23 protein-coding genes are annotated in these 25,607 nt (G+C 60.2%); 8 read left to right on the plus strand and 15 right to left on the minus strand.

Going from position 1 to position 25,607, the window contains the following annotated elements; translation table 11 throughout:
* Window positions 1–39 precede the first annotated feature (39 nt).
* The gene (locus JMY24_RS19670) at window positions 40–357 is read left to right on the plus strand and encodes a DUF4148 domain-containing protein (RefSeq protein WP_128596201.1); all 318 of its coding nucleotides are present in this window, start codon (window positions 40–42) and stop codon (window positions 355–357) included.
* Between the two features lie 305 nt (window positions 358–662).
* Here the strand turns inward: JMY24_RS19670 and JMY24_RS19675 are convergent, their stop codons facing one another.
* The 3 genes from JMY24_RS19675 to JMY24_RS19685 all read right to left on the minus strand — a co-directional run bounded on the left by JMY24_RS19675 (window position 663) and on the right by JMY24_RS19685 (window position 3,321).
* Complete coding sequence (locus tag JMY24_RS19675) at window positions 663–911, minus strand: hypothetical protein (protein ID WP_128596200.1); 249 nt, start codon at window positions 909–911, stop codon at window positions 663–665.
* A 104-nt stretch (window positions 912–1,015) separates the two neighbouring features.
* Entirely contained in the window at window positions 1,016–2,206 is a 1,191-nt protein-coding gene (locus JMY24_RS19680; protein WP_236597458.1) for an acyltransferase family protein, read from the minus strand.
* 68 nt (window positions 2,207–2,274) lie between these two features.
* Complete coding sequence (locus JMY24_RS19685; RefSeq protein WP_128596198.1) at window positions 2,275–3,321, minus strand: phytoene/squalene synthase family protein; 1,047 nt, start codon at window positions 3,319–3,321, stop codon at window positions 2,275–2,277.
* Between the two features lie 65 nt (window positions 3,322–3,386).
* Between JMY24_RS19685 and JMY24_RS19690 the strand changes: the two genes are divergently transcribed.
* From JMY24_RS19690 to JMY24_RS19700, 3 genes are all read left to right on the plus strand, one after another.
* Window positions 3,387–3,887 carry a MarR family winged helix-turn-helix transcriptional regulator gene (locus JMY24_RS19690; RefSeq protein ID WP_128596197.1) on the plus strand — a complete coding sequence of 167 codons (501 nt, stop codon included), beginning with the start codon at window positions 3,387–3,389 and terminating at the stop codon, window positions 3,885–3,887.
* 419 nt (window positions 3,888–4,306) lie between these two features.
* The gene (locus JMY24_RS19695; RefSeq protein WP_128596196.1) at window positions 4,307–5,779 is read left to right on the plus strand and encodes an ATPase domain-containing protein; all 1,473 of its coding nucleotides are present in this window, start codon (window positions 4,307–4,309) and stop codon (window positions 5,777–5,779) included.
* Window positions 5,780–5,784: 5 nt separating this feature from the next.
* Window positions 5,785–6,135, plus strand: a complete 351-nt coding sequence (locus tag JMY24_RS19700; RefSeq protein ID WP_128596195.1) for a response regulator — start codon at window positions 5,785–5,787, stop codon at window positions 6,133–6,135.
* Between the two features lie 24 nt (window positions 6,136–6,159).
* On the opposite strand, the gene bla is transcribed toward JMY24_RS19700, so the two are convergent.
* Window positions 6,160–7,125: a class A beta-lactamase gene (bla, locus tag JMY24_RS19705; RefSeq protein ID WP_128596194.1), complete on the minus strand. Its 966-nt coding sequence runs from the start codon at window positions 7,123–7,125 to the stop codon at window positions 6,160–6,162.
* Window positions 7,126–7,224: 99 nt separating this feature from the next.
* Here bla and JMY24_RS19710 point away from each other — a divergent pair, with 99 nt between their 5' ends.
* The gene (locus tag JMY24_RS19710) at window positions 7,225–8,103 is read left to right on the plus strand and encodes a LysR family transcriptional regulator (RefSeq protein ID WP_201702716.1); all 879 of its coding nucleotides are present in this window, start codon (window positions 7,225–7,227) and stop codon (window positions 8,101–8,103) included.
* Here the strand turns inward: JMY24_RS19710 and JMY24_RS19715 are convergent.
* Window positions 8,100–8,351, minus strand: a complete 252-nt coding sequence (locus tag JMY24_RS19715; protein WP_128596193.1) for a hypothetical protein — start codon at window positions 8,349–8,351, stop codon at window positions 8,100–8,102. The two genes, JMY24_RS19710 and JMY24_RS19715, sit on opposite strands and share 4 nt — an antisense overlap.
* 53 nt (window positions 8,352–8,404) lie before the next feature.
* Window positions 8,405–8,896 carry a lecithin retinol acyltransferase family protein gene (locus JMY24_RS19720; protein WP_128596192.1) on the minus strand — a complete coding sequence of 164 codons (492 nt, stop codon included), beginning with the start codon at window positions 8,894–8,896 and terminating at the stop codon, window positions 8,405–8,407.
* A gap of 464 nt (window positions 8,897–9,360) precedes the next feature.
* Between JMY24_RS19720 and JMY24_RS19725 the strand changes: the two genes are divergently transcribed.
* Together JMY24_RS19725 and JMY24_RS19730 are read left to right on the plus strand one after the other, a co-directional pair.
* The gene (locus tag JMY24_RS19725) at window positions 9,361–9,648 is read left to right on the plus strand and encodes a hypothetical protein (RefSeq protein ID WP_128596191.1); all 288 of its coding nucleotides are present in this window, start codon (window positions 9,361–9,363) and stop codon (window positions 9,646–9,648) included.
* Window positions 9,649–9,653: 5 nt separating this feature from the next.
* A complete protein-coding gene (locus tag JMY24_RS19730) occupies window positions 9,654–10,424 on the plus strand; it encodes a PP2C family protein-serine/threonine phosphatase (RefSeq protein WP_128596190.1) in 771 nt (256 codons plus the stop codon).
* Window positions 10,425–10,458: 34 nt separating this feature from the next.
* On the opposite strand, the gene JMY24_RS19735 is transcribed toward JMY24_RS19730, so the two are convergent.
* The 9 genes from JMY24_RS19735 to JMY24_RS19775 all read right to left on the minus strand — a co-directional run bounded on the left by JMY24_RS19735 (window position 10,459) and on the right by JMY24_RS19775 (window position 23,170).
* Window positions 10,459–11,820 (minus strand): sigma-54 interaction domain-containing protein, encoded by a 1,362-nt coding sequence (locus JMY24_RS19735; protein WP_128596189.1) that lies wholly within the window; start codon window positions 11,818–11,820, stop codon window positions 10,459–10,461.
* Window positions 11,820–14,876, minus strand: a complete 3,057-nt coding sequence (locus JMY24_RS19740; RefSeq protein WP_128596188.1) for a peptidase domain-containing ABC transporter — start codon at window positions 14,874–14,876, stop codon at window positions 11,820–11,822. Before JMY24_RS19740 ends, JMY24_RS19735 begins: the two co-directional genes overlap by 1 nt.
* Window positions 14,877–14,919: 43 nt before the next feature.
* Window positions 14,920–15,672, minus strand: a complete 753-nt coding sequence (locus tag JMY24_RS19745; protein ID WP_128596187.1) for a peptidylprolyl isomerase — start codon at window positions 15,670–15,672, stop codon at window positions 14,920–14,922.
* Between the two features lie 37 nt (window positions 15,673–15,709).
* Window positions 15,710–17,083: an HlyD family efflux transporter periplasmic adaptor subunit gene (locus JMY24_RS19750; protein WP_128584063.1), complete on the minus strand. Its 1,374-nt coding sequence runs from the start codon at window positions 17,081–17,083 to the stop codon at window positions 15,710–15,712.
* Window positions 17,061–19,670, minus strand: a complete 2,610-nt coding sequence (locus tag JMY24_RS19755; protein ID WP_201702718.1) for an FHA domain-containing protein — start codon at window positions 19,668–19,670, stop codon at window positions 17,061–17,063. The genes JMY24_RS19750 and JMY24_RS19755 overlap by 23 nt, the downstream gene beginning before the upstream one ends.
* A 257-nt stretch (window positions 19,671–19,927) precedes the next feature.
* Window positions 19,928–21,391 carry an efflux transporter outer membrane subunit gene (locus tag JMY24_RS19760; protein WP_128596186.1) on the minus strand — a complete coding sequence of 488 codons (1,464 nt, stop codon included), beginning with the start codon at window positions 21,389–21,391 and terminating at the stop codon, window positions 19,928–19,930.
* A gap of 220 nt (window positions 21,392–21,611) precedes the next feature.
* Window positions 21,612–21,896, minus strand: a complete 285-nt coding sequence (locus JMY24_RS19765) for a hypothetical protein (RefSeq protein WP_128596185.1) — start codon at window positions 21,894–21,896, stop codon at window positions 21,612–21,614.
* A 288-nt stretch (window positions 21,897–22,184) separates the two neighbouring features.
* Entirely contained in the window at window positions 22,185–22,619 is a 435-nt protein-coding gene (locus JMY24_RS19770) for a DUF4399 domain-containing protein (protein ID WP_128584066.1), read from the minus strand.
* Window positions 22,620–22,666: 47 nt separating this feature from the next.
* Window positions 22,667–23,170 (minus strand): DUF4399 domain-containing protein, encoded by a 504-nt coding sequence (locus JMY24_RS19775; protein WP_128584067.1) that lies wholly within the window; start codon window positions 23,168–23,170, stop codon window positions 22,667–22,669.
* A 382-nt stretch (window positions 23,171–23,552) separates the two neighbouring features.
* On the opposite strand from JMY24_RS19775, the gene JMY24_RS19780 reads away from it, so the two are divergent.
* Window positions 23,553–25,562, plus strand: a complete 2,010-nt coding sequence (locus JMY24_RS19780; RefSeq protein ID WP_201702720.1) for an SUMF1/EgtB/PvdO family nonheme iron enzyme — start codon at window positions 23,553–23,555, stop codon at window positions 25,560–25,562.
* Window positions 25,563–25,607: the final 45 nt, after the last annotated feature.

Genomic DNA, 25,607 nt, shown 5'->3' on the forward strand with positions numbered 1-25,607 from the left:
TTCGTAGCGCGATAAAGACAGAACTGGAGGTAGTTCATCATGAAATCACTTATTCAAGCCGTTGTTATCGCCACTGTGCTGGCCGCTCCTGTCGCTTCGTTTGCGCAGTCCAACCAGCCCGTGACCCGCGCTCAGGTGCGCGCGGAACTGATTCAACTCGAAAAGGCCGGCTATGAGCCGACCCGCTCGGATCCTTATTACCCGGCCGACATTCAAGCCGCAGAAGCTCGCGTCGCCGCGCAGAACGGCACTGCGCAGCCGGCTGTGTCGAGCTATGGCGGTGTTGCAAACGGTTCTTCGGACTCCGGCCGCGCGGTGTCGGCTACGGGCGCCAAGTCGATTTACTTCGGCAACTAAGCCCGACAGCCAGACCCGGCAACCGGGTAGGTGAACTCGCAGAGAATCACGCGATACGTCGACCCCGAGGCGCGGCGGAGGTCGTTGCAGTCCACCGCCCGCCATGCCGCAAAGCGCCAGCTGTTTGAGCCGTTGCAAAAGAATAGGCCCGCGACCGGTTGTTCCGATCACGGGCCAGTTTGTTATCCGTTACCTCCGTCATCGGCTACCGATGACTTCGCCTGGACTCGTCGGTCCAGGCGCTTTTTTTGCCCACGCGAACGGTTGCGTGTGCAACAGCTAATCCGCCAGCCGAATCGACCGACTCAATCGCGAGCGATCAGATCGCCCACCTGCCCGCGCCCGGTAACGAGGCAGCTCGACAGGAAATTTTCACCCTGGCTGCTCGCTCCCACATCTCCAAAGCCCTTCTTGAGCGCGCCGGCCTTGACCAGTTCCGCGCCCTGATGGCATGTGATCGTCCCGACTTCGCCGGCCTGCGCGCGCATCAGCGCCCGATCCGCCATTAGATAGCCGAGCAACAGCACCACCGCAATATTGAACGCCTGCCTCATGGATTGTCTCCTCTTTCGAAGAGACTAACGCGAACCATCGGCACACGGTCTTAGGGGTTTCCCGATTCTGGCCTATCTGCTGATGCAGGTTAGATCAAGCCAGGTCAGGTAATGGTGCCGCGCTGGCGCCCATGCGCTGCTGTTGCATCCGGCTTGGTATGCCCGGACCGCAGCCGCCATATGCCTTGCTGCACGCGCCGCGTGTTCCGCTCGAACAACAGATAAACCGCGAAAGCGTACACGTAGCAGGCAACCAGCATTCCCGTCAGCACGAGTACTCCTTTTGCATCGAACGGGATTCGGTGCCTTAAACCGACCGCAGCCACAAAAAGAATGAACGAGAAGTGCGTGAGATACAGCGAATAGGAAAATCTGGAAAACAGAATTGCGGCTCGCGACAACACCGCTGGACGCAAGCGAACATTCTCGAGCAGAACGCAGCGAAGGAACGCAAAGCAAGGCACGCCGACGATCCACTCGTTATCGAGCAGAAAGAGACGTGTACAAATAAGCGCAGCAAAAAACACCGCACCGCTTACGAGCGTAAGCCACGGTAAGGCCGGCCGCTTGGGACGCGCGGGAGAACGCTTTTCGAGCACCGCGAGTAGCACTCCGAGTAGCCACAATCCGAAACCGCTCAGCAGCGACGGGAAGGCGATCATCGTGCCGAGCGCGAATGCGGCGATCGCAAAGGCGGCGAGTCCCCGTCGGCGGCGTAACAGCACGACGCATGCTGGAAACCACAGGTAATACCAGAACTCGTTGGCAAGGCTCCATAGCGGCCCATTCGATCCGTATGTGCCACACGCCAAGGTTTGCAGAAAGACGAGATTGCATGCGAGCGTCGCCGGGCCCAGATGCGATGCGACGTTGATCTGTTGATCGAATGTGCCTTCAGTCCCGAGATAGAAAGGTCCGCCCGCGAGTTGGATACCAAGACGGTCCCAGAACAACGTTAGCAGCAGCGCCGGCACCAGCACGACCCACAGGCGCGATAAGCGCTCAGTCAGATAGCGCTGCCAGCTCCATGTACCGGCGGCGACCTGGCGCAGTACCGAGCCGCCGACAAAGTACCCGCTCAGTAAAAAGAATACGATGACGGCCGTGTGCCCGTAGTTGCTGACGAAATAAAACGCCTTGCCCGCCAGGCCCAGTCCCACGCTGGACCTGTAGTCGACGAACATCAGATTGCGCAGATGGCTGATGCAAACAGCGCCCGCCGCCAATGCCCGGATCAGGTCGAGTGTGTCGCAATGCTGTTTTTCGGGCGGCGCCATGTGAGTCTGATCGGACAAAGAATTTGTCGATCAAACTACGGCCCGGCATGCTTTTAATCAGTACGTTGGACCACACACGAGTTGGGTCAAAACCGCCCTTCTATGTGCCGGATGCGCTGCTCTATCGACTGACGCACCAGCGCATTCGAGCCGACCAGCAGCAGCGACGACGCAATGATTCGATACACCGTGTTCCTGCGGACCTTCGACACTTTTTGCGGATCGAGCCACGCTTCGTTGTCCACGAGCAGCAGCAGCGTTTCGAGGCCGATCAGAATCGGCCACAAACACGCAAGCCGCAAGCGCACGGAAAACGCCGGAATGGCGAGCGTGTAGTCGAGCGCTTCACGGAAATGATCGAGCGTGGTGCGCAACAGCTCGATCATCAGCGGACGCGCACGCAGCGAATTGGCCGGCAACAGTAGGTCTTGTGGACTCAAGCCGTGTTGATCCAGCAACGTTTGCGGAAGATAGCAGCGGCCGATACGCAAGTCCTTTCCGCAATCGCGCAATACGTTGGTCATTTGCAGCGCCTTGCCGAATCGAACGCCACGGCTCGCCATTGTCTCGGGCCGCTCTTTCAGCGTGCCGGGCATATGCGCGTAGGTCATTGTGGTCCAGAATTCGCCGACGCAGCCCGCGACGAGATACGTATAACGGTCCAACTCCGGATATTCGCGCAACGCCGCTATGCGGCCCGAACGTTCGTCGGGGAACGCGCGCAAATCGAACTCCATGCCCTCGGTCAGCGTAGAAACGATTTCCCGCACGGCCTTGCGATCCGATTCATTCAACTGGGCCAGTATGTCGAGCGCGGGACCGAGCGATTCCAGCAGCACCTTCTCGTCCGACTGACTCTGCTGGCCCGCGACTTCCGCGGCCATGCGCTGGAACAGTGCACCGTCGCTCGACACGCCGTTGACCTGGTCGCGCAACGCCAGCAGTAACTGAAGGCGTTGTTCCGGCGCGACCAGCGATGTATCCGCGATCGTGTCGGCGGCGCGCGCGAGCAGATAGGCGAGGCCGATCGGGTCGCGCATTCCCACTGGCAGCACGCGCAGCGTAAGGTAAAACGAGCGTGAAACGCCTTTCAGGAGCGGGCCGAGAAGAAAAGCCCGGGTCGGATTCGGCATGGGTGCGATGTCAGTATTGGCAAAATTCAGGCGGTGGCGAATTGTATACGGCAAGCCGCGATAAGATGCGGGATAGACTGAATCTCGTGCCGACAATGAGCAAAAATCAGAATTCGACTCTCGAAGCCGCCACTACCCGTACTCGCCGGCCGGCCCTGCGCCTGACCTATGTGATAGGCAGTCTCGACCGCATCCTGCGGCGCCGTATGAGCGAAGCGCTCGCGCCGCTCGGCTTGACGCTCGCGCAATTTACCGCGCTGTCCGTTCTCGAAGCGAAGGGGCAAGCGTCGAATGCGCAGCTTGCCGAACGCTCGTTCATTACACCCCAGTCGGCAAACGAGGTGATGAACGCAATGGCGAGCCGTAACTGGGTGAGCCGCGAGCCGGATCCCACGCATGGCCGTATCGTGCTGCTGCAATTAACCGACGAGGGACGGGCCGTGTTGCGTCAATGCGAGCAGGCGGTTAAATCGATCGAAAAGCAGATGCTCGAAGGCATCGAATTAGAAGCGGCTGGCACCGTGCAGCGCCACCTCGAAACTTTTGTCCGCAACCTGCGCGGATAGCATCGACAGTCACACAAACTTTTATTAAGGATGGCTAATATAGCCGCTTGCCCATGAGCGCGCGAAGCGTGGCCCTGGCGTGACTAGATGCTTGCTCGCCGGCAGACGAACACCATGCGGTTAAGTAGCGCTCCGCGTACCTGTTTTGTACTTTGTGCGCCTCGCAGAACGACTTTTTCCATTTTCGGTTGGCTTTGCTGCGTTCGTATCGGAACGCGATCGACTCACTCGTCCGCTGAAACCTGGCAATATGCCCGTGGTCAAGCGCTTGACGGACACGTAGAATTGCGGGCATCCAGTCCTCCATATGAGTCAAGGCCGGACAAAAACCAGGAACGTACATTGCTCACTAGGGTAGGTTCAGGTTGCGGGCGGACGTCAGCGAGCCGCTTGTCTTCGCATTTCAACCACACAGCACAATGACTATTCACGAATCTCAGACCTCTCTTCGCGCCAACGTTGAAACGGGCGTACCCGGTCTCGACGAGATTCTTGGCGGCGGTCTGGTCCAGGGCGGCGTCTATCTTCTCGAAGGCATGGCCGGCGCGGGCAAGACGATTCTATCCAGCCAGATCGGCTTTCACCGGGTAAGCCGGGGCGAGAAGGTGCTGTACATGACCTTGATCGCCGAATCGCACGATAAGTTGCTTGCGCACCTTAAGCGCCTGACTTTCTTCGACGAAAAGGCAGTCGCGCAGCAGATGCTTTTCGTCTCCGGTTATCACGAACTCATGCAGGACGGTCTGGACGGTTTCCTGAAACTGATTGCATCGAGCATCTACGATTATCGGCCGAGCCTGATGATCATCGATGGCTTTCGCAGCGCGCGCGAGTTCAGCGAGACCGAACTGTCGTTGTCCAAGTTCATTCACGAACTCAATGCTCTCGTTGCTGCAATGGACTGCACGACGCTGCTCCTCGCGCCGCTGTCCGGCAACGAGCCGCATCCCGAGCACACCCTGGTCGACGGCCTGATCGAACTCAACCGCTATAGCGACGGCATGCGTCGCGCCCGCGAAATCGAAGTACACAAACTGCGCGCGCGCGATCATCTGATGGGCAAGCACTACTTTCGCATCGCCGAGAGCGGGCTCCTGATGTTTCCTCGTCTCGAATCGCAGTGCGCCCCGCCGGGCGGACCGGTGGATCTGAAAACCCGGATCAGTTTCGGCTTGCCGCATCTCGACATCATGTTCGGCGGGGGTCTGTCACAAGGCTCGACCACGACGTTGATCGGGCCCTCGGGCGTTGGCAAAACCATGCTTTGCCTGCAATTTCTTGCGGCGGGTGTCGCGCGCGGCGAACGTTGCCTATACCTTGGCTCTTACGAAGGACCGCAACGACTGCTCGGCAAAGCCGAGGCCGTTTCGATCCCGCTCAACGACGCGTACCAGGACGGCCGTCTTGTCATTCAATGGCAGCCGGCTGTTGAACTTGCCGTCGACGAAATCGCCGCTAATGCGCTTGCCACGGCCAGACAGATCGGGGCGACACGCATCGTGATCGACGGCGTGGAGGGTTTCCGCGATTCCGCGTTGCGCGTCGAGCGCTTCGGGCTGTTCCTGAACGCATTGCTGCATCAGTTGCGCGAAGCCGGTATCACGACGCTCGTGACCGAGGAAATGCCGCTTTACCCCGACCACGGCAATTCGAAAAGCACGCGTGTTTCGGCACTTACGGAAAATCTCGTACTGTTGCGCTACGCCGAAACCGAAGCAGGACTGCGGCGTGCAATCTCAATCGTCAAGCAGCGCGAAAGCGCTCATGATCCGTCCACACATGAGCTCGTAATCTCCTCGCAGGGGCTGGATGTCATTGAAAGCCCGTTTAGCGCCGCGGTGTCTTCGGCCTCAGGCTTGTCCGCGACGTTGCAGCCGCGGCGACCGGCGTAGCCCCCATGAAAACCATTCTGGTTGTGGATGACGAATTCGACATCCTCACGGTATGGCGGCTGCTGCTCGAACGTCACGGCTATACGGTGCTGACCGCGTCGAATGGCGCGGCCGCGCTCGAGCAGATACGCAGGACCCGACCGGACGTTATCGTGTCGGACTGCATGATGCCGGTCATGTCGGGCCTGCAACTGTGCGCAGCGCTCTACGCCGATCCGGACCTGTGCACCATTCCGGTCATTCTCTGCAGCGCGGCCGCCGACATTCCCGTGCAGCCGAATCCGTCTATCCAGTACGCGCGCAAGCCCATTTCATTCGACGCGCTGCTGACCATGCTCAAGCGGGTTTCGGGGTAAAGGCCCAGGCCGTTCGCGCCGCCGTTAAACCGACTGCGCCACCAGCACGCCGACGTCCGCAATCGCCGCGTTACAACGCGCGGCGTCGCCTGCAGTTCCCGTTAGATAGACCGCGACGAGAATGGGGCCGCGTCCCGGCGGCCACACAATCGCCACGTCGTTCGCAGTGCCGTGATCGCCTGTGCCGGTCTTATCGCCTACGCCCCAATCTTTCGGCAATTTCGCGCGAATCCGCTCGCCGCCGGTCTCATTGGCCGCGAGCCACGCGAGCAATTGCGCTCTCGACGACGAAGTCAAATGCTCGCCCAGCACCAGCTCGCGCAGATTGCCGAGCATCGCATTCGGCGTCGTGGTGTCGCGCGGATCGCCGGGCGTCCCCTCGTTAAGCGTGGGCTCATTGCGGTCCAGACGCGTGATGCCGTCACCCAGACTGCGCGCAAACGCAGTCAATGCGGCAGGACCGCCGAAGCTCGCGAGCAGCAGGTTGGCGGCCGTGTTATCGCTGAGCGTAATGGCCGCCTTGCACAGATCGGCGACGCTCATCCCCGCGTTGCCCGTGCGCTCACGCGTATGCTTCGAAGTCGCCGGCGAGTTCGACACAAGCTCGCTTTGCGAGTAGACGATGCGCCGCTGCAAGTCTTCTTCGCCTCGGTCGACCCGCGCCAATATCGCGCCGGCGACGAGCAGTTTGAACGTGCTGCACATCGGAAAGCGCTCATCCGCATGTAAGCCGGCGTGCAGGCCCGATGCCGTGTCGACGATCGACACACCGAGCCGTCCGCCACTATCTGCTTCGATCTCCTGCAGCCGCGCGCGGATCGTATCGGCCTTTGCGAACTCTTGCCGCGCCGTTGCCGCCATGGTGCGCTTGATCGGTCCGGCGTCTTTGCCCCATGCATCGCCGCTTCGAAACACGGCGCTAGCAGCGCCACCAACGCCAACTATCGAAACGCCCAGCATCGCGCGCGCAAATTTTCTTCTCGTGACCATTGCAGCTCCTTGTGTGAAGCCGCAACTATCGGTTTTCCAGCTTTCACTGACAAACGATGATAAGTTAGTGCGCTCACAAGAAAAACTTATGCCTCGGCTATGAGACCTTATCTTCCGCTCAATGCGCTGCGCGCCTTCGAATCGTCCGCGCGGCACCTGAGCTTCACTCGCGCCGCGCTCGAACTGAACGTCACGCAGGCGGCCGTCAGCCAGCAGGTCAGAACGCTCGAAGAACGTCTTGGCACCACGCTATTCAAGCGCCTGCCACGCGGCCTTGCGATGACCGATGAAGGTCTTGCACTGCGCCCCGTGCTGACCGACGCATTCGATCGCATCGAGGCGGTGCTCAAACAATTCGAGGGGGGTCACTTTCATGAAGTGCTGACGGTCGGTGTGGTCGGCACGTTCGCGGTCGGCTGGCTGATGCCGCGGCTCAAATCGTTCCGCGATGCACATCCCTTTGTCGAACTGCGGCTTCTGACCAATAACAATCTGGTGGATCTTGCCACCGAGGGCCTCGACTTCGCGATCCGCTTCGGCGACGGCACGTGGCCCGGGTCACTCGCCACACGCCTGCTCGACGCGCCGCTCGCGCTGCTATGCACGCCCGAGATCGCCGCGCGTTTGTCCACGCCAGCCGATCTCGTCGACGAAACGCTGTTGCGTTCGTACCGCGCGGACGACTGGATCAACTGGTTCGCAGCCGCCGGCATTGCGCCGCGTCCAATTCGCGGGCCGGTGTTCGATTCGTCCCGGCTGATGGTCGAAGCGGCCATGCAAGGCGCGGGCATCGCGCTTGCGCCCGCACTGATGTTCGATCACGAGATCAACACGGGCCGCCTCGTGCGACCGTTCGACGTCGAAGTGCAGGCAGGCAGTTACTGGCTGACATGGCTGAAGGGCAAGGCGATGACGCCCGCGATGCTGCTGTTCAGCCAGTGGCTCATCAAGGAAGCGGCTGCACAAATGCAGCGTTAGCAAAGCCCGGTGCGACGATAGCCGTTCATGGCAGGGCGTTCTGCTTGCGGCGGAAACACGTTCCACGAGCCATCGTCGTGACGAAAGAAGAAGATGGACAAGAGGCCGCTCGGGCGCAGCGCTTCGACACGCACGAACCGCTGATGTGAAGCGTGGTGGCAAAACTCCACTACACGTGCGGGCATCGACGGAGTGGGTGCGAGCCATTTGTCGACGGCCCAGTGCAAGGTCTTTTCAGCGGCAGCCATGATGGTTCTCCTTCATCCCTTTACGCTTGAATTCCCGAGGTCGATCCGATAGCTCACGCAAGCTGTGCGGCAAGCCGTCCGCTGTTTGCGCCGTTTTCGACGAATGCCTTCACGAGGCACATCAGCACATGCATGCCGGTACGCGGATGGCGCAAGCTGCAATGCACCTGTTCGCTGCGGCTTTCGCCGAGCAGCACCCACGCGCAAAAGTGCTCGCAGTTGTTGGTCAGCAGGCGGTAGTGGTTTTCGCCGAGCCGTGAGCGCGCGCGGCGCACCGCTTCATCGCCGACATAACGTGCACGGGGAGTCGCGCGAATCGAAAGCGGATGCCCTGCCGCGAAGCGATCGAGGTCGACTTCTTCGACCGGACCGCGATGCACCGATCCGGCGAAGCCTGCGTAATGAACCACACGGCCATTGCCCACGTAGATGCCGTGATGCTCATAACCGCAGCGGGCTGACACGAGATGCGAGCCGATCGGCAAGTCGATCGTGGACATCCAATCGCCGCGGGTGTCGCTCGTCTTAAGATGGATCGTGTTCATGGCTGGCCTCGCGTAGTTTTTCCAACACTGTTGCGAGGTCTTTTGCATCATCCGGGCCATGTGCGTAAAAGCCTTTATTTATAGGGCTTTCCGCTGAACGCGGCCTTCTTGACGAAGAAAACTGTGGGCTGATAAGCGACAGAAAATGTGCCGATGTGTTGGCGTGCGGCGCTCTCCCGGCCACCGCCAGAACGGCGATTCAGGATGCAGGCGTGAAGCTGCCCACGCGCCAGGAATGTGTTGGGCACCACACCGGCTCGCAAGCGCGCATGTTGGGTGCGCGCCGACCTATCGCGTGGCGCGGCGCCGGTCGCACAGCGCCCGAATCAGCGGAAAGGCCGGCCAGTCAACGCATTGCAACCATCCACATGGCGTCGCGCATCGACCGGCATAACACTTGCATACTCCCTGTCCAGGTCCATTGAAACCGCGCGCGTTGCGCACGCGGTCAACCGGAGAACGACATGGCTTCTATTTCTGTGAACGATCTCTCACTCAACCTCGCACTCGACCGTAAAGCAATGGCGGCGATTCGCGGCGGCGGCGGAGCGCCCTGGGTGTATGGCTGGATTCAACCTTATGTGCGGGAAACGCCCAGCATTGGACCGGTCGTGAACCTGTACGAGGTTTCCAACAACTTCTATGCTAACCAGATGATCAACCAGTTCCAGTCGGTCGACGTGCGCAATACTGGCGCGAACTCGAACATCAATGTCTCTCCCGACGCACGCAGCAGAAACGATATGGTGTAGCCGTTGTGACCTGTGCGAGCCTATTCCGATGGACGTCGTCCGCGCGCTCCGACGCGGGGCGCGTGCGTGAAATCAACGAAGACGCCTGCCTTGACCAGTCGGAACTCGGACGCTGGGCAGTCGCCGACGGCATGGGCGGACATGCGGTCGGCGATCTCGCGAGCCGCATCGTCATCGACGAATTGAAGCGGCTCGCCTCGCCCGTCAGCATGAAGGCGTTCATGGCCGACGCGCGCGCACATTTGCAGGTCGCTAATCGTCAGTTGAGAGACGAGGCCGCGCGCCGCCAGGTGCAACGCATCGGCAGCACGGTCGTCGCGCTTCTCGCCTGCGATCGCTTTTGCGGTTATGTGTGGGCCGGCGACAGCCGCCTTTACCTCCTTCGCGACGGACAGTTACGCCAACTCACGCGCGACCACAGTCAGGTGGAAGCGCTCAAGTCGCTTGGCGTGATTACCGACGAAGAAGCGCGGCATCATCCCGCGCAGCATATGATCACGCGCGCCGTGGGCGCGACGGACCTGCTCGAACTCGACGACGATGCGATCGAAGTCGCGGACGGCGACATCTTCCTGCTTTGCAGCGATGGCCTGAGCAACGAGATCGGCGAAGAGGACATGCTATCCGTATTGTCCACGGCGGCACACGGCAACGCGCCCGATCAACTGGTGAGCCTCGCCTTGGAGCGCGGCGGCCGCGACAACATTACTGCGGTCGTGGTACGGGCCGAAGACCCTCACGCCGCGGACAAAACGCTCCTGAATCCGGCGCCGTGAGCTGCACGCCGCTCGACATTGACGGCTGGCGGCGTTATGCGTCGCCTTCGCCGTCGTCCTCGGCGTGCTCGACGGCGCCATTCCTGTTCGAGGACGGAGCGCTACGGTTGCGGAAGTCTTTCGAATGCAGGCCGTGCTTCTTCAGCAGCATTTGCAGATGCGACCGGTTCATGTCGATGCGCCGCGCCAATTCGGCAACCGTGCCGTTCACTTCGCGCAGTCCGCGCTCGAGAAAGGCTTTCTCCGCGTCGTCGCTCGCGGCGCGCTTCGCGTCGCTTAGCGACATCAGGTTAGCCACGCTGATCGGTTGTTGCCCTGTGCTGTTCGCGCCGCTTTGCAACGCCGCTGCTCCCGGCGCCGCGGGCCGCATATCGGTCGGCAAGTGATCCATGTCCGCCATATCCCCGGCAAGACACGAGATGCGATACATCACGTTGCGCAACTCGCGGATGTTGCCGGGATATGCGTAATTAAGCAGAAAGTCCCGCAAACGCGGCGTCAATCTGACGGGCCTGCGTTTGAGCGTGCCGGCCGCCTCGTCACCGAACCATGCGATCAGCAGCGGAATTTCGTCGCGGCGTTCGCGCAGCGGCGGCAGCGTCACGTGAATGACGCTAAGCCGATAGAACAGATCCTCGCGAAACCTGCCTTCTTCGCTGAGCTTGCGCAGATTGCGATTCGTTGCCGCGACTATGCGCGTATCGACTGCAATGGTTTCGTCGGAACCCACGCGCTGAATCTCGTGCGCTTCCAGCACGCGCAGCAGCTTGACCTGGCCCGCGAGCGGCAACTCGCCGATCTCGTCGAGAAAGATGGTACCTGTATGCGCGCTTTCGAATTTCCCTTTACGGTCGTTCGAAGCGCCCGTAAACGCCCCCTTGCGATGACCGAACAATTCCGATTCCAGCAGATTGTCCGGAATCGCGCCGCAGTTCACGGAGATAAACGGCTTATCCGAACGCGATCCGTTAGCGTGAATGACTTTGGCCATCAACTCTTTGCCAGTTCCGCTTTCACCGTCGATCAGAACGGGCAAGTCGGTCGGCGCCGCTTTCTCGGCGATTTCGAGCGATTCGAGCAGGTGCGGATTGTCCCCGAACGTCCCCTCGAAAATGAAACTGCGCTCGAGCAGCGCCTGCCTGCGTGCACCGCGCGACTGCTCGGCTCGCTGTTCGGGCTCTGCCGCCACCGCGGCTTGCACGAAGCGCTCTTTGTGCGAGAGCTGCATGACCTCGTCGCGCAGCGAAGTGGCTTGCCTGAGCAGCTTGTCGATATCCGTGCGCTCCAGCCGCGACGACCACCGCAGTGTCGAGCGCAGAATCTCTATTCGCTCGATCAAGCCCGCATATGAAATAGCAGGACTGATGTCTTCAATCTGGTCGAGTATCTTCATCATCACGTACTCAGTTGTTTCTGAACCAGTTGGTAGTACATGCCACCGCGCTGGATCAGTTCTTCATGACGGCCCTGTTCGACGATTGCCCCTTCATAGAGCACGAGGATCTTGTCGGCACGCATGATCGTGCTCAGCCGATGCGCGATGATCACTGCGGTGCGGCCCTTGAGAATGTCGTGCATATTGCCGAGAATGTTGCTTTCCGACTGCGAATCGAGCGCAGACGTGGCTTCGTCGAATACGAGCAGGCGTGGATCGTGATACAGCGCGCGTGCAATGCACAGCCGCTGGATCTGACCGCCGGACAACCCTATTCCGCGCTCGCCGACAATCTGCTCGTAGCCGAGCGGCATCTTGCTGATGAACGCGTGTGCATCCGCCATTCTGGCCACTTCCTCGATGCGGCGGCGGTCCGGTGCGTCGTCGCCGCTTGCTATGTTCTCGGCAATCGTGCCCGAGAACAGCAGATTGCTTTGCATCACATAGCCGATCTGCGCACGGAAATAGGCTTTGTCGACCACGCCGATGTCGTAACCGTCAATTGACATCTTGCCCTCGGTCGGCGCGTAAAAGCCGACCAGCAACTTGGCTAACGTCGTTTTGCCGGAGCCGCTGCGTCCAACAATCGCCACTAGTTCGCCGGGCTTGATGTCGAAACTGATGTTCTCCAACACATAAGCGGCATCGTCATCGCCGTAGCGGAAGTAGACACCGCTCAGGCTTATCTCGCCCTGCAATTCCGGCAACATTACGCGTGACGGCAAATCCTGCGGCCTCTGTTCTGGCTCGATGTCGAGCACATCGCCAAGGCGCTCCATCGCGACGCCCGCGTCATTGAGCATGCTCCATAAGCCGACGAGTCCCATCAACGGGCCGAGCACGCTTCCCATGAATGCATTGAATGCAATCAACTGGCCGATTGTCATCTCGCGCGCGAGCACGAGATTCGCGCCGACCCACAGAATCGCGATCGTGGTCGCAGCGTTCAGCAATTGACTGCCGAGCCCAACGAGAATATTGAAAGCGTGCGCACGGTACTGCACTTCCAGCGCTTTCGCATATTTCTTCTCCCAACGCAAACGCACGGGTCGCTCGATGCCCATGCCTTTGACCGTTTCGACGCCGGCCAGTGCTTCCATCAGAAAAGACTTCGATTCCGTCGACGCGGTGAAAACCTCACGCGCATAATTCTTGATTCTGGGCGTGGCCAAAGCGGTCAGCGCCATGATAGGAATGACGAAGCCGATCAGCACGAGCGTCATCTTCACGTTGTAGACGAACATGATCGTGAAGTAGATGAACACCATCAGCAGATTCAACGCGGTCGTCACGGTGGATTCCGTGAGAAATGCGCGAATCGTCTGGTTCTCCTGAAAACGCGCAAAAATGTCACCAGTTTTGCGCTTTGCAAAAAACGAGAATGGCAACGACAACGTGTGCTTGAAGAACTGCGACATCATCGCGAAGTCCATGTTGCGCACCATGAAATTCGCGAGGTAGGCGCGAATCGACGACATGAGTTGCGAGAACACATTCGAAATAATGAGGCCGCCTATCAGCAGATGCAGCAAGCTCACATTCTGATGCACGATTACGCCGTCAAGAATGTTCTGGATGATGAGCGGCGGGATCACGCCGAGTACCTGAATCACAAACGTCGCGAGAAAGAGGTGCCCTAGTATTTTTCTATACGGCTTCAGGTAGCCTACAAAGCGTATCCACGGTGAACGCGCCGCCGACATTTGCAGCAAGTGAGGGCCGCCCGTGAACAGCAGACAAGTACCGCTCCAGCCGCGCTCGAAATCCTCCACGGTCAGTTTGCGGAAGCCCAGCGCCGGGTCCGCGACCCATACGTACTCAGTGGAGAGCCCATACACCACCACGTAGTGGTAGCCCTCCCAATGCACGATGAACGGTAGATCGAATCCACGTAACGAATCGAACGTGCATTGCACCCCACGCGCGGTGAAGCCGAGCGATTCCCCCGCACGGGCAAGGCTGTCGAGCGTCGCGCCCTGCGTCGTCACATTGGCGAGTTCGCGCAATTTGCCGAGCGTCATCGGAATGCTGTAGTGACGGCAGATCATGGCGAGGCATGCCGCGCCGCAATCCATTTCTTCGGCCTGTTCGACCAGCGCAAAGCGCTTGATTACTTTCTCGCCGAACTCGGGCTTGCTCTGCAGGTCCAGCATCAGCGGTAACTTACGGCGTTGTTCAAGCCGCTTCTGCCGCTGTAATTCACGGTCGACGTAACGAATGCGTTCGTCCAGCACCTCGCGCAGTTTGGGATTGCGCTCGAGAATGAAATGAACCGTGCGCTCGGGAATAACCAGCAGCCGGGCATCTGTCGAAGCAACCGCGGAGGCCATTTGTTCCTGGCGCATCAAGCACGCTTTCTCGCCGAATATTTCGCCTTCTCCGAGTGTGGCGAGCGTATAGTCGCGCCCCTCTTCATGCCGAACGATGCGCACTTCACCCTGACGCACGACGTATAAGCGCCGGTCGTCGCGCGCTTCCTGCTTGAGAATCTCCTTGCCTGCGGCCACCCGTTTCACACCCACGCTGCGTACATATTCTTCAAGCTCTGCCTTGTTCAGTTTGCCGCGCAAATCGAACAACTGTGCGACGAAGCCGCCGGCCGAATTGATCGCCACATAGCTCGCGACAAAAGCGAGCGCGGCCTGATTGCCGGTGATCACCGGCTCGATTGCGGCGCGCGGGATGAACAGCAACTCCGTCTTCGCCGACGCCCGCACCGAGGCTTCATGCACATACGTACGGAGCATTGCAATATCGGCGAAGATTTCTCCCGACTTGCGCACTCCCATGCTCGTTTCCTTGCCGTTCTCCTCGACAAAGATGCGCACCGATCCCGAACGAATCACGTATAGACCGTCGGCGGTCTCCCCTGCTGAACACACCGTTTCGCCAAACGAATAAAAGCGCGCCTGTGCATATTCAGCCAGGCGGTCGATCTCATCGCGAGAAAAAGGCGACAGTATTTCCACCGAGGCGAGAAACTCGGCGGCGGATGGTGCGGTCTGGGGTGCATCCATAAGCTTGCGAACCTCGATTCGGCCTTTTCAGTTCTGCGCCCGGCTAGCGCGCCTCGATCACATGTTCCTGCGCACGCGCGATCAGCCAGCTTTCGCGTAGCAGACGCCTGACTTCGGCGGCGACATCGGCGTCGAGCGTGGCTGGATACTTGGCCGTCACCGCAAAGATTTCAAAGCACGATCGATCAGCCGATGGGAACGGCCCGAGCAGATCTCCCACCGCAGCATTGAAGATCTTCGCCTCGATATCGGGCTTCAATGAGCCGCGCAGCACCTTGCCTATTACGCCACCCGCCTCACGCGTATCGGCAATGGAATGCTCGCGAGCCATGTCGGCGAAACTGTCGGGATCGTCGTGCAGATAGGAGATCATTTCCTTCGCCTTGCCTTCGCTATCGAGCACGATGTGGCTCACCTCGATCGCGTCGAACTTCGGTGAATTCAGCGCGAAGTAGTCTCTGACGGCGGCCTCGTTGCCGATCTCCTCGAGCATCTTCTCCTGGTACAACCCATCGGTAATGAACACCTCGAATTCGTCGAGGCTCACGTTGAGTACATCCAGGTACTGGTTCATATCGGCCGCACGATGCAAGCCCCGCACGCGGCGGAACTGGTCGGCGCGCTGCTGGATCTCGTCGGCGCTGACTGCGATGCCCTGCTTCTTCGCCGCATGCACGGTGAGCTTGTCGCGCACGATCTGCTCTATCAGGCTTTCAAACTGGCCAGTCAGTTTAAGAAGACGAATGAATTCGCTGACGTCGACAACTTCATCATCGATTCGCACTATCGCGGTCATGTTCTCCGCTCCCATGGTTGATGTGTGATCCGCACGGTCAACCCGCCACCTGTCTGAACGGATCGAGACCCAAGTCGATTAGCCGCCGCTCGCGCACCACGATCTCCGCACTCGCTGTCATGCCATAACGCAATGGATAACGCGTGCCCGCAATCTCGTAGTAGTTTTTATCGAGTGTGACGCGACCCTCATAAACCGGCTGTTTGTCCTGCAATGAAGGCTTGGTGGCCGGCGAAATGTAAGCGAGCGTGCCGCTGATCAAGCCGTAACGTTGATACGGAAACGCGTTGAACTTGAGTTTGACCGGCAGGCCTTCGTGCAGGAACGCGCGGTCATGTTCGGCAATCTCGATCTTCAACACGGGCTTCGCGTCTTTCGGCGCGACGCCGCCGAGTGGCGAGTTCGCCTGAATCTTGTCGCCGCGCTGAGTCGACGTTACATCGGTAATCACACCTGAAACTGGCGCGAGAATCAGCAGGAAATTGTCCTTGTCGATGTTCTCGAAACGGATCCGCGCGGCGGCTTCCGATACAAGCCGCGCGCTCTGTAGTTGCAGCCGCAACTTGTCTTCGACGTCGGTGACGTCGCGCACCGCCGCGTCGTATTGAAGCTGAAGGTCGGTGGTTTGCTGGCCGCTTGTTTCCAGTTCCGCATTCGCCTTTGCATATTCGTGGCTCAAACGGAAGTCGAGTTCGGCAAGTTTCGATTGCGCGACGCGGTAGGCGTTATCCGCTTCCATCGCGGCGGTTCGCTTCTGCTCGACCTGCAATTCGGCTATTCCGCCGCCGCCCGGCTGCGCGAACAGCTGTGAATAGCGGTCCAGTTCCTGGCGCGCCGCCTCGCGCACGCGCCGCGCGTTATCGAGTACGCTGCGCGCCTCGTCGAGTTCCGCCTTCTGCCCCTCCGCGAGTTTGGTCGTGCCTTCCGAAACGCGATTTTCATGCAGGCGGGCCTCGACTTCCATTTGCGCCTTGAGTGCGGCGGCTCTTCGTTCCAGTAGCGCCTTCTTTTGCGGAAACTGCTTCCAGTCCCGCTCCGCATCTTCGAGCTTCAGTTGCGCCTGCAACGCATTGCTCGCGGCTTCGATAGCGCCGCGCGCGTTGAGCCGTGCGAGCACGTCGCCCTTCGACACGGGCTGCCCCTCGGCGATATAGAGGTCGGCCAGTTCGCCGTCGATAGGCGCATAGATGCGGCGCACTTCAGAATCAGGCGATAGCGTGCCCTGTGCGCTGACGATCACATCGGCGCGCCCCACGAATGACCACAAGAGTCCCGCCACCACCAACCCGACCATTGCCCAGATCAGCGCGCGCGCGAGCCGCACCGGCTCAGCGGTCAGTATCGCGATGCCTTCGACGCTGTGATCTTCCAGCGCTTCCGAAAGCGGCCTAGGGTGACTGTCGCGTTTCACTCTGCTCGCCTCCAATCAACGCCAGCTTCGCCTTGAGAAGACCGGGATCCAGCACCATGCGCAATTCGGTGAGCGAGCGGCGCTGCAAGCTTGTTTCGGCTTCGATATCCGCGAGCAGGCGGTCGAAGTCGGCAGGATGGTCCGCTTTCAACTGCGAATAGATGCGCATGCCCTGTTGCGCTGCGGTTTGAGCATCGGAGAGCAAACGCGCCTCATTGCGAAATCCCGGCGAGATGCCGGCTTCGAGCCGCTGTGTGCCACCGATGGAGCCGCTCGCGCGATATTGCTTCCACAGGCTCTGCGCACGCAGCATCAGGTCTTGAGCGCGCGCCAGTGCTTTATCGTGCAACGCGGCGACGTCCTTCTCGATCGAGTGCGCGAACCACACATCCGCCGACGGATCGAGGCTCGCATAGAACGACAACAGACGTTGGTCGTAATCCTTGCCGCCACGCGTTTTTTGCAAGTCGCTGTATTGGCTGAGCAACGCTTTTTTACGAGCCAGTTCGGCGGTCAGCATATCGGACCAAGGGCCGGCGGGCATCGACTGCAATCCGGCCAGCGCCTGTTGCGCGTCGCCGCGCTTCCATGCCTGGGCTACCGCGTCGAGCCGCTGGATTACATCTGACGATGGCAGACGCGTTGCGGCCAGTTGCCGATATTGCTCCTGAAACGGCGGTGTGCTGAAGCGCGCTGCTTTCATTAGCGAAAGCAGCGAGGTCAATTCGCGGGCCAGCGTGGCATCCAGCAATGCGGTGTATTGGCGCAGATCGTCGCGCACACGGTCGAGCCCCGCGAGGCGCGGATAGCGTTGCGCATAGTCATCCAGCACAGACGGCAGCGCTGCTGGTTTGTCGCGCGCCAACTCGGTGCGAATCGTCCCGTCTAACCGTTCGATTGCAGCGAGATAAACTGAATCGTCGCTCTCCAGCTTGCGCAGATGGCTCATGGCCCGCGCGTACGGTTCCGAAAAAACGGGTACATATGACGCGATTCTGTCGAGAGAACGCTGATGACTCTTCGGATCGTCGTCCCAGCGCTGCAACAAGCCGCCTATAGTCGCTTCATCCGCGTACATGTGGATCGGCGCTTCGACGCCGCCTCGTCCGGCCACGAAGCGCTCCAGATCGCCCACCCATTGCAGTTCGCCGAGCAACGACGCAGCATCCGCATTGTTCGCGCTCAACGACTTCATGTCGGCAAGCATCGCGTCGGCCTGTTCGAATTGCGCCTTTTGCAGTGCATTGAGCCAGCCAGGAAGCCTCCCCTTTAACAGCGCCTCACTCGCGAGCGCGCTGACTTTCGTGTCGGCGGGATGACTCGCCAGATAGCTTTTCGCCGACTTCACGGCGCTCGTATAGTCGCCGCTCGCGAGCAGATTTTTCACCTCGCGCTCGGGTGATCCGCGCAGATAAAGCGCCAACGCCACAGATCCGAACACCACCACGGCCACGCCGCTCCACGCAGCGACGCGCCTCATGCCCGCACGATCGTCGCCCGCAAATGCCTTGCCGAGTTCGCTAGCGACGAGGCGCCAGCGGCGCTGCCTGCGCTTCGAGACGCTCGCGCTCTGGCTGTTATCCGCCCCATTCGCGACGCTGTCGGCACCGTACCCGCCACTGGCGCCCTTCGCAACACCCACCGCCGCCCCGCCGCCCGACGACGCGCGTCTTGCTTGTGCGGACGACGCGTGCGCAGCCTCGTTAATCTCGTCCTCGCGTTGGCGCGCCGGATCCACGCAAAAGATGTCGAGAAACGAATGCGCCGCGCCCACGAACGTCGTTTTGTCGGGGTCCGCGGCTTCATCGACTGAGGGATTGAGGAGCAGTTGCGTCACGGTCGGCTCGTTTTCGGGCGGTTTTTGCAGCGTCACCCTGTAGACGAAGTGGTCTCCGCCAAATGCAACTACGTCGCCGTCCGCCAGCGGCAGCGCGGATTCGTCGAGGCGTTTCCCGCCGACGAATGTGCCGTTCGTGCTGCCGAGGTCTTCGACGTAAAGCTCCGTGCCCTTCAGAAAGATATGCGCGTGGCGCCGCGAAATGTAATTGACCTGATGCGGGTAGCGGTCCTTGTAGCGCGAAAAAACCTCATCGGCTTTGCTGACGAGGAACGGGAACGCTTGCACTTCGATTGGCTGAAGCTCGAGGTCGTCGCGCTGTGGCACGAGCAACAAGGCGGGGGCGTGGGTCGTGCTGCTCGCAGCCACGATGCGCGCGCGCGGCTCAATGCTCACGCGATAACACAACTCGCCGCCGAAACACAGTTCGTCGCCTGCCCGCACACGCGCCGGCGTCTGACGCACCGCAATGCCGTTTACCGTCGTGCCATTCTTGCTGTCGAGGTCCGCAACATAAATGGCACCGTGCTCGACGAACACCCGCGCGTGACGGCGCGACAGACGCGCGATCCGCTCAGCGGGGTAATCGGTGAACGGCGCTTCGCTGCGTCCAATCGCGAACAGGTTGTCGACAATGCGGATTGCGTCCAGCGCAGGACGTTGCCCGGAGGCAAGCGGAGACAACAGCACGTCGAAAGCGGATTCGACGGTCGCGCGTGCCTCTGCAATGGGTGTTCCACCGTCGGCCATTTTATCCGGATCACTAATCGTTTACCCGCTGCTGCGAGAGCACAGCGGGTTCAGCACGAAGGACGACGGCGAGAAGGTCTTTTATTAGCGAGCCATTGCAAAGCCGGCTCCTCAACGATTGTAAGTCACGCATCGCGAGTGTCAATTCCCTGTCGTCGGTTATGAAGCCAATGGGCGCCCGGTGTGAAGCTCGAATAAGGCTCACACTCGCCACATTGCGGATTAGCTCAGTGCTCCTTTACTTCCGCTGTGCTGCTCTATTGCTGTTTCACTTGCGCCTGCACGTCGACGTTTGGCCAGCCGCCGCCAAGTGCCTTATAAAGCAGTACCGTATCGGACAGAATCAATTCATGGTTGGCCAGCAAAGATTGCTGCGCTTCCAGCAGCGTCCGCTCGGTTTCGAATACTTCCAGTTGCGACACGAGACCAAGCCTCAGTTGCGACTGGATCTGATCAGCCACGATTTGCAGACGATCGACCTCTTGCTGCAATTCAACTCGCTGCGCCTTATGCGCGTTCAGATTGACCAATGCATTTTCCACTTCCTCGAATGCGCCCATCACCGTTGCACGATATTGCTGCTCCGCAACTGTCGATTGCGCCTGCGTCACCTTCACATGCGCGCGCACTCCGGGGTCGAGCAGTGGAATGTTGATACTGGGCATGAAGCCGTACGTGAATGACTTGAGCAAATCAGTAAGAGCGAAACTCGCCGTGCCGCCGTGCCCGGTCAGGCTGATCGTCGGCAATTGCGCGAGCTTGGCCTCACCGACGAGGTCGTACGCCTCCAGAACTCTAAACTCCGCGGCTACCACGTCGGGGCGCCGCGCCAGAAGTTGCGCGGGCAAGCCGTCGGGTACCGCAGGCAGTTGCACGCGCTGCTGCAGATGGCCTTTGGGCAATTGAAACTCGCCTGCAGGTACGCCGATCAGCGTACACAGCGCGTTATTCGCGAGATCGCGCGAGCGCCGCAGTTCGAGCAGTTGATTCGTCAGGCGATTGATCTCTGCCTGCTGTCGCAGCACCTGCGTCTGCGGGATGAGGCCGCTGCGGCGCTGGCCTTCGTAGATCGTCAGGATTTGCCGGTTGGTAACGAGCGTTCTTTGCTGCTGGTCTATCTGGTCGTCGAACTGAAGCAACTGGAAATAGGTGCTGGACACGTTCGACACCAGTTCCAGATAGCCGGCGCGCCAGTCGGCTTCGCTCGCATGGAACTCGGCTTTTTGCGCCTGCACACCCTTTTCGACTTTGCCCCAGATATCGATGTCCCAGTTGACCTGCGCCGCGACGTTGTACTGCTTCGTGAACGTCTGCCCGGTGGTCTTCTGAAAACTTGCGCCGGCGCCGAGATCCATCGTCGGCAGCGCGCCGGCTTTGGCTTCGCCTATTTGCGTGCTCGCCACGTCGATGCGAGCGGCCAGCACCTTGATGTCGAAATTGCCGCTGATGGCTTTATCGATCAGCGAATCGAGAGTGGAATCGTGGAAGCCCTTCCACCATTCCGGTTCGATGGTGGCCGCCGCTGATACCGGTGAACCTTTGTGATCGGACCACGACGCTTTGGCAGGCGTATCGGGCCGCTTGTAGTCCGGCATGCTGACGTCGACGCACGCACACAATGAAAATGCGCATACGGTTGCCGCGCACAGCCCGCGCAACGTCGCCGCGGTGGAGTGATTGAACGAGCGCTGACGGACCAGTGAATCAAGCAACGCTGACACGATTTTCTCCGATGACGCCCACTTCACTGCACGACGCAAGCGCACGCTTCAAGTAAAGCATCTCGGGCGCCGCTTCACCATCGAAGCAGTGCATGAACATGGGCTCGGAGATGTGCGGTAACGAGGTGTCGCGTGAAAAGAACGATTGGATGCGCGAACTTTTGAGGATCGGTGCGGGCGGACGCATGGGCCGGCAGGCGGCGGCGTCTGCTCGCGCCGCTTACGACATGTAGATGTTGTTATTGGACGTCACGTGCGGATCGATTGTGGTCGTCACGCCGGCAACGAAGGCTGCGTTGTTACAGTTGGCGTTCTGAATGTTTATCGTCGTGCTGATCAGTTGAGTCGCATCGACCTTCTTGCTGTTGTTCGGCGCAAACACCGGCGCAAAGTTCATATACAACAACGACGGATGCGTATGGCCGGTGCCGCCGCGCACGGCACTCATCGCCTTGCTGTCGAGTTGTTCGGTGATGGACAGGTCTTCGATCATCAGCGTGTTCATGGCAAATCTCCCGAAAGGGAAGGTCGCAGTCTTGCGGTTTAGGTTCGAGCATCTTGTCTGCTCGAACATCACAAACGCATAGGCTGTGCCAGTTTCGTTTTCCTATCCTAAGAAATGTGCAGAGGCGCCTTGAGCAAAGGGTTTGCGGGGAAGCACGGCCTTGAAATACCGCCAGCGGCAAAGATGCGTCTGCCTCGACCTGATGGATTGCAACCAACAACCGGCGTGCGATGGTTGGTCAACGCGTGACACCGCGCCGCTCGTTGTTGATGCCACGCGCGCAGCACGTCAACGCGCGATGACGGTGATTTTCTTCGAGTACACCGGCGGATCGTGCGGGACATGCATGTAGTCGCCCATCAATAGCTGCAACGTATGCTTGCCCGGCGGCAGCTGGAGCATGGTCTCCGTTTCACCAGCGCCAAAATGCAGGTGATTGCGGTCCGAGGGTATCTCCTGGTCCGGTGGCGGCAGGTCGGTGTCGATCAGAAGATGATGGTGTCCTGTGTTCGGAAACTTGACGCCCTTTGGCGCCACGCCCATGTAACGCAATCCGAACCACACGCGAAACGGCTTATTGGCTGGCACCACCTGACCGTCGTTTGGATAGCCGATATAGGCGTGTGCGCCGGCAGGCGCCGGGGTTCCCGCCGCCACGGCTAAATCCGCCGTGCCCCATGACGCCGACGCCACCAGCGCCGCGACTGCGATGAGCTTATACATGAACGTCTCTCCGTCCTGAGGAGTCCGCGATGAACGCGCGGCTCGCGCTAGTCTTTCTGCACGGTGATGGTGATCTTCTTCGAGTACACGGGCGGCGTGTGCGGCACGTGATTGTGATCGCCCAGAATCAGTTGCAAGGTGTGCTTGCCTGGTGGCAACTCGATACGCGCGTCGGTTTCACCCGCGCCGAAATGCAGGTGATTGCGGTCCGATGGAATTTCCTGGTCGAGCGCCGGCAGGTCCGTGTCGATCAATAGATGATGATGCCCTGTGTTCGGAAACACGACGCCCTTCGGGCACACGCCCATGTTGCGCAGCCCCATGCGCACCCACAGCTTGCCGCCGTGAATCACGGCGCCGTCGGGCGGCCAGATGATGTACTCCTCGGCACCCGTGGGCGATGCAGTCGACGCGGCGAATGCGGCGACAGGCAGCGCCGCACCGCCGATCATCACGGCGAGCACAGTGCCCGAAACCGCACGCCATGCATGCAGCCGAGTTGCGGCCGTTAGACTCCGGTTGAGAACAGCGGGGACGTTGGTTATTCGCATAGCGCACTCTCCCGAAGAGCGGTCGTGGCCACCTCGACTGCGCAAGGCAGTGCGGGGCGATGCTGCTGCGTTCGCGGCGCGCACGCGAGGCGGCTGCCGCGTAGTTAAAACGACCGTGCCGCGTTGCTTTGTGAATCAGCTTAGGACGTAACTTGCCAAAAAGATACGCCACACTCGTTAACCGTATAGCGCACTCGGTAGAAGTGTTGGTTGTGACCCGCCAAGTGCGTGCTATGGTTGTTGATACGTTGCAATGCGGACGGTCCAAAGGGCGTCGTCAGGTCCCATACGTGCACGACGGTAGGTACAGCGGCGACGTATAGCGGCGAACGGTGCTGTGCGCGAATGCCTATGTTCTGTCCGGAACAAACAGGATGCGAAGATGTGGCGAATATTCCTGCTGATGTGGATGGCCGGGGCCATTCTGGTGGATTGCGGCAATACATTTGCCGCCGGGCCGCGTGAAAGCACCGGCGCGACGGACCGGGCGATTCCAGCATACCGAGCAATCGCGCCGTTCGCATCCGAGCGCGATTACCCTGGCGCGACACGCATCGCACTCGTGATAGGCAATGGCGAGTATGGCGGCAATTCACACGACGTTATAAGGCAGAACGCGCCGCGCGACGCACAAGCTGTCGGCAAAAGATTGCGTGCGCTCGGCTTCGACGTGACCGTGCTTTCAAATGCAACACCAGCGGCTATGCAGCGCGCGATTGGCGAACTACGCGAGCGTTTGACTGCAGGTGGTGTCGGTCTATTCTATTTCGCCGGTCACGGCATGCGGATCGGCGGGCAGACGCTGCTGATTCCCGCCGGACTCGACGTGCGTTCGCCGGCCTCGCTGCTTCGCCAGGCCGTCGACCTGAATGACGTCTTGCAAGCAATGCACTCACGCGATGGCCAACTGAAGCTCGTATTCCTCGATACCTGTCTCGACAATCCGTTCGCCGCCGCTGTTGCGCCGGATGCGTCCGCACTTCCGCCAAACACTGTCGTTGCATACGCAACCGCGCCTGGTGGTTTTGCGGCGGACGGCATACACCATGGCATCTACACACATGCATTGCTGCGGGCACTCGACGAAGCACCGGCACAGCCCCTGATGAGCCTGCTTGCGAACGTTGCGTCCCGGGTGCGTGACGTAACGCGCGGCGAGCAGAGTCCGTGGATTGCGTCGTCGCTGACGGCATCGGCAGAAGCGGGAAATAGCGCGGTTAAAGCGTCTGCCGCATATGTGGCGAGCCGTGACGATACTGTCGTAACACTGCACAGCCGCGGCATTCTGCCAAAAGACAGCAGTGAACAATACGAAATCACGTTCTGGAATTCAATCAAGGACAGTAACTATCCCGGCGACTACGAAGCGTATTTGAAGGCCTATCCCAGTGGGCGCTTCGCCACGCTCGCGCATGCCCGCATAGATCGCTTGCGGGCGGCGGCATCGAATGCGCCTGCGGCCGCTTCGCCCGCGCCACCCGTCGCGCAACCGGCAGCGCCATCGGCTACACCGGCCCCGCAAGCCCCGCGTCCCTCAACACCTGCAACGCCCCCCGCCACGGCGACGCCGGATCGACAGCGCGCCGTTTCTGCTCCGCCCGCTGCGAGTGCTGCTGCACCGGGAACGCCGCCTGTCGCGGCAGCCGCGCAAAAGCCCGCAGCGCGTGCGCCGGTCGCAGGTGAAAGCCGCGATTGCGCGGCGTGTCCGATCATGATCGCGTTGCCCGCCGGCTCGTTCTTGATGGGCAGCAGCAGCGACGATCCATCAGAGAAACCCGTTCATCACGTGACGATTGGTGCACCGTTCGCTATCGGCAAGTACGAGGTGACAGTCGAGCAGTGGAATGCATGCGTCGCCGCGAACGCGTGCCCGAAGCTCACTCCCGAAACGAATGCGAACAAGACGGCTCCCGCCCGCGATCTCAGTTGGGATGACGCGCAGCAATATGTAAAGTGGCTCAGCAAAACTACCGGCAAGCCGTACCGTCTGCCCACCGAAGCGGAGTGGGAATACGCCGACCGTGGCGGCACGACAACCGCTTACTGGTGGGGAGATCAGATGCGCAAGGGCAACGCCAACTGTAAGGATTGCGGCGAGCCGTGGCACAAGGAAGGCCCCGAGCTGGCAGGCTCTTTTGCCCCGAATCCATATGGCTTGCACGATATGAACGGCAGTGTCTGGGAATGGACCGCCGACTGCTGGCACAACTCATACCAGTCCGCCCCCGCAGATGGCCGCGCGTGGGAGAGCCCCACTTGCGACATGCGCGTGATTCGTGGCGGCTCGTGGCGCGAAGGTAGCGGCTACATGCTCAGCGCGACACGCTTCAAATACAGCGCAGGCGTGCGCCAATCGCAGGACGGCTTCCGCGTGGTCAAAGAATTGAAGTGATGCGCTGCTATGACCGCTTTTGACGGTTAAGCAGAGAGCACGGGC

This window comes from Paraburkholderia kirstenboschensis (assembly GCF_904848585.1).
Lineage (GTDB): Bacteria > Pseudomonadota > Gammaproteobacteria > Burkholderiales > Burkholderiaceae > Paraburkholderia > Paraburkholderia kirstenboschensis.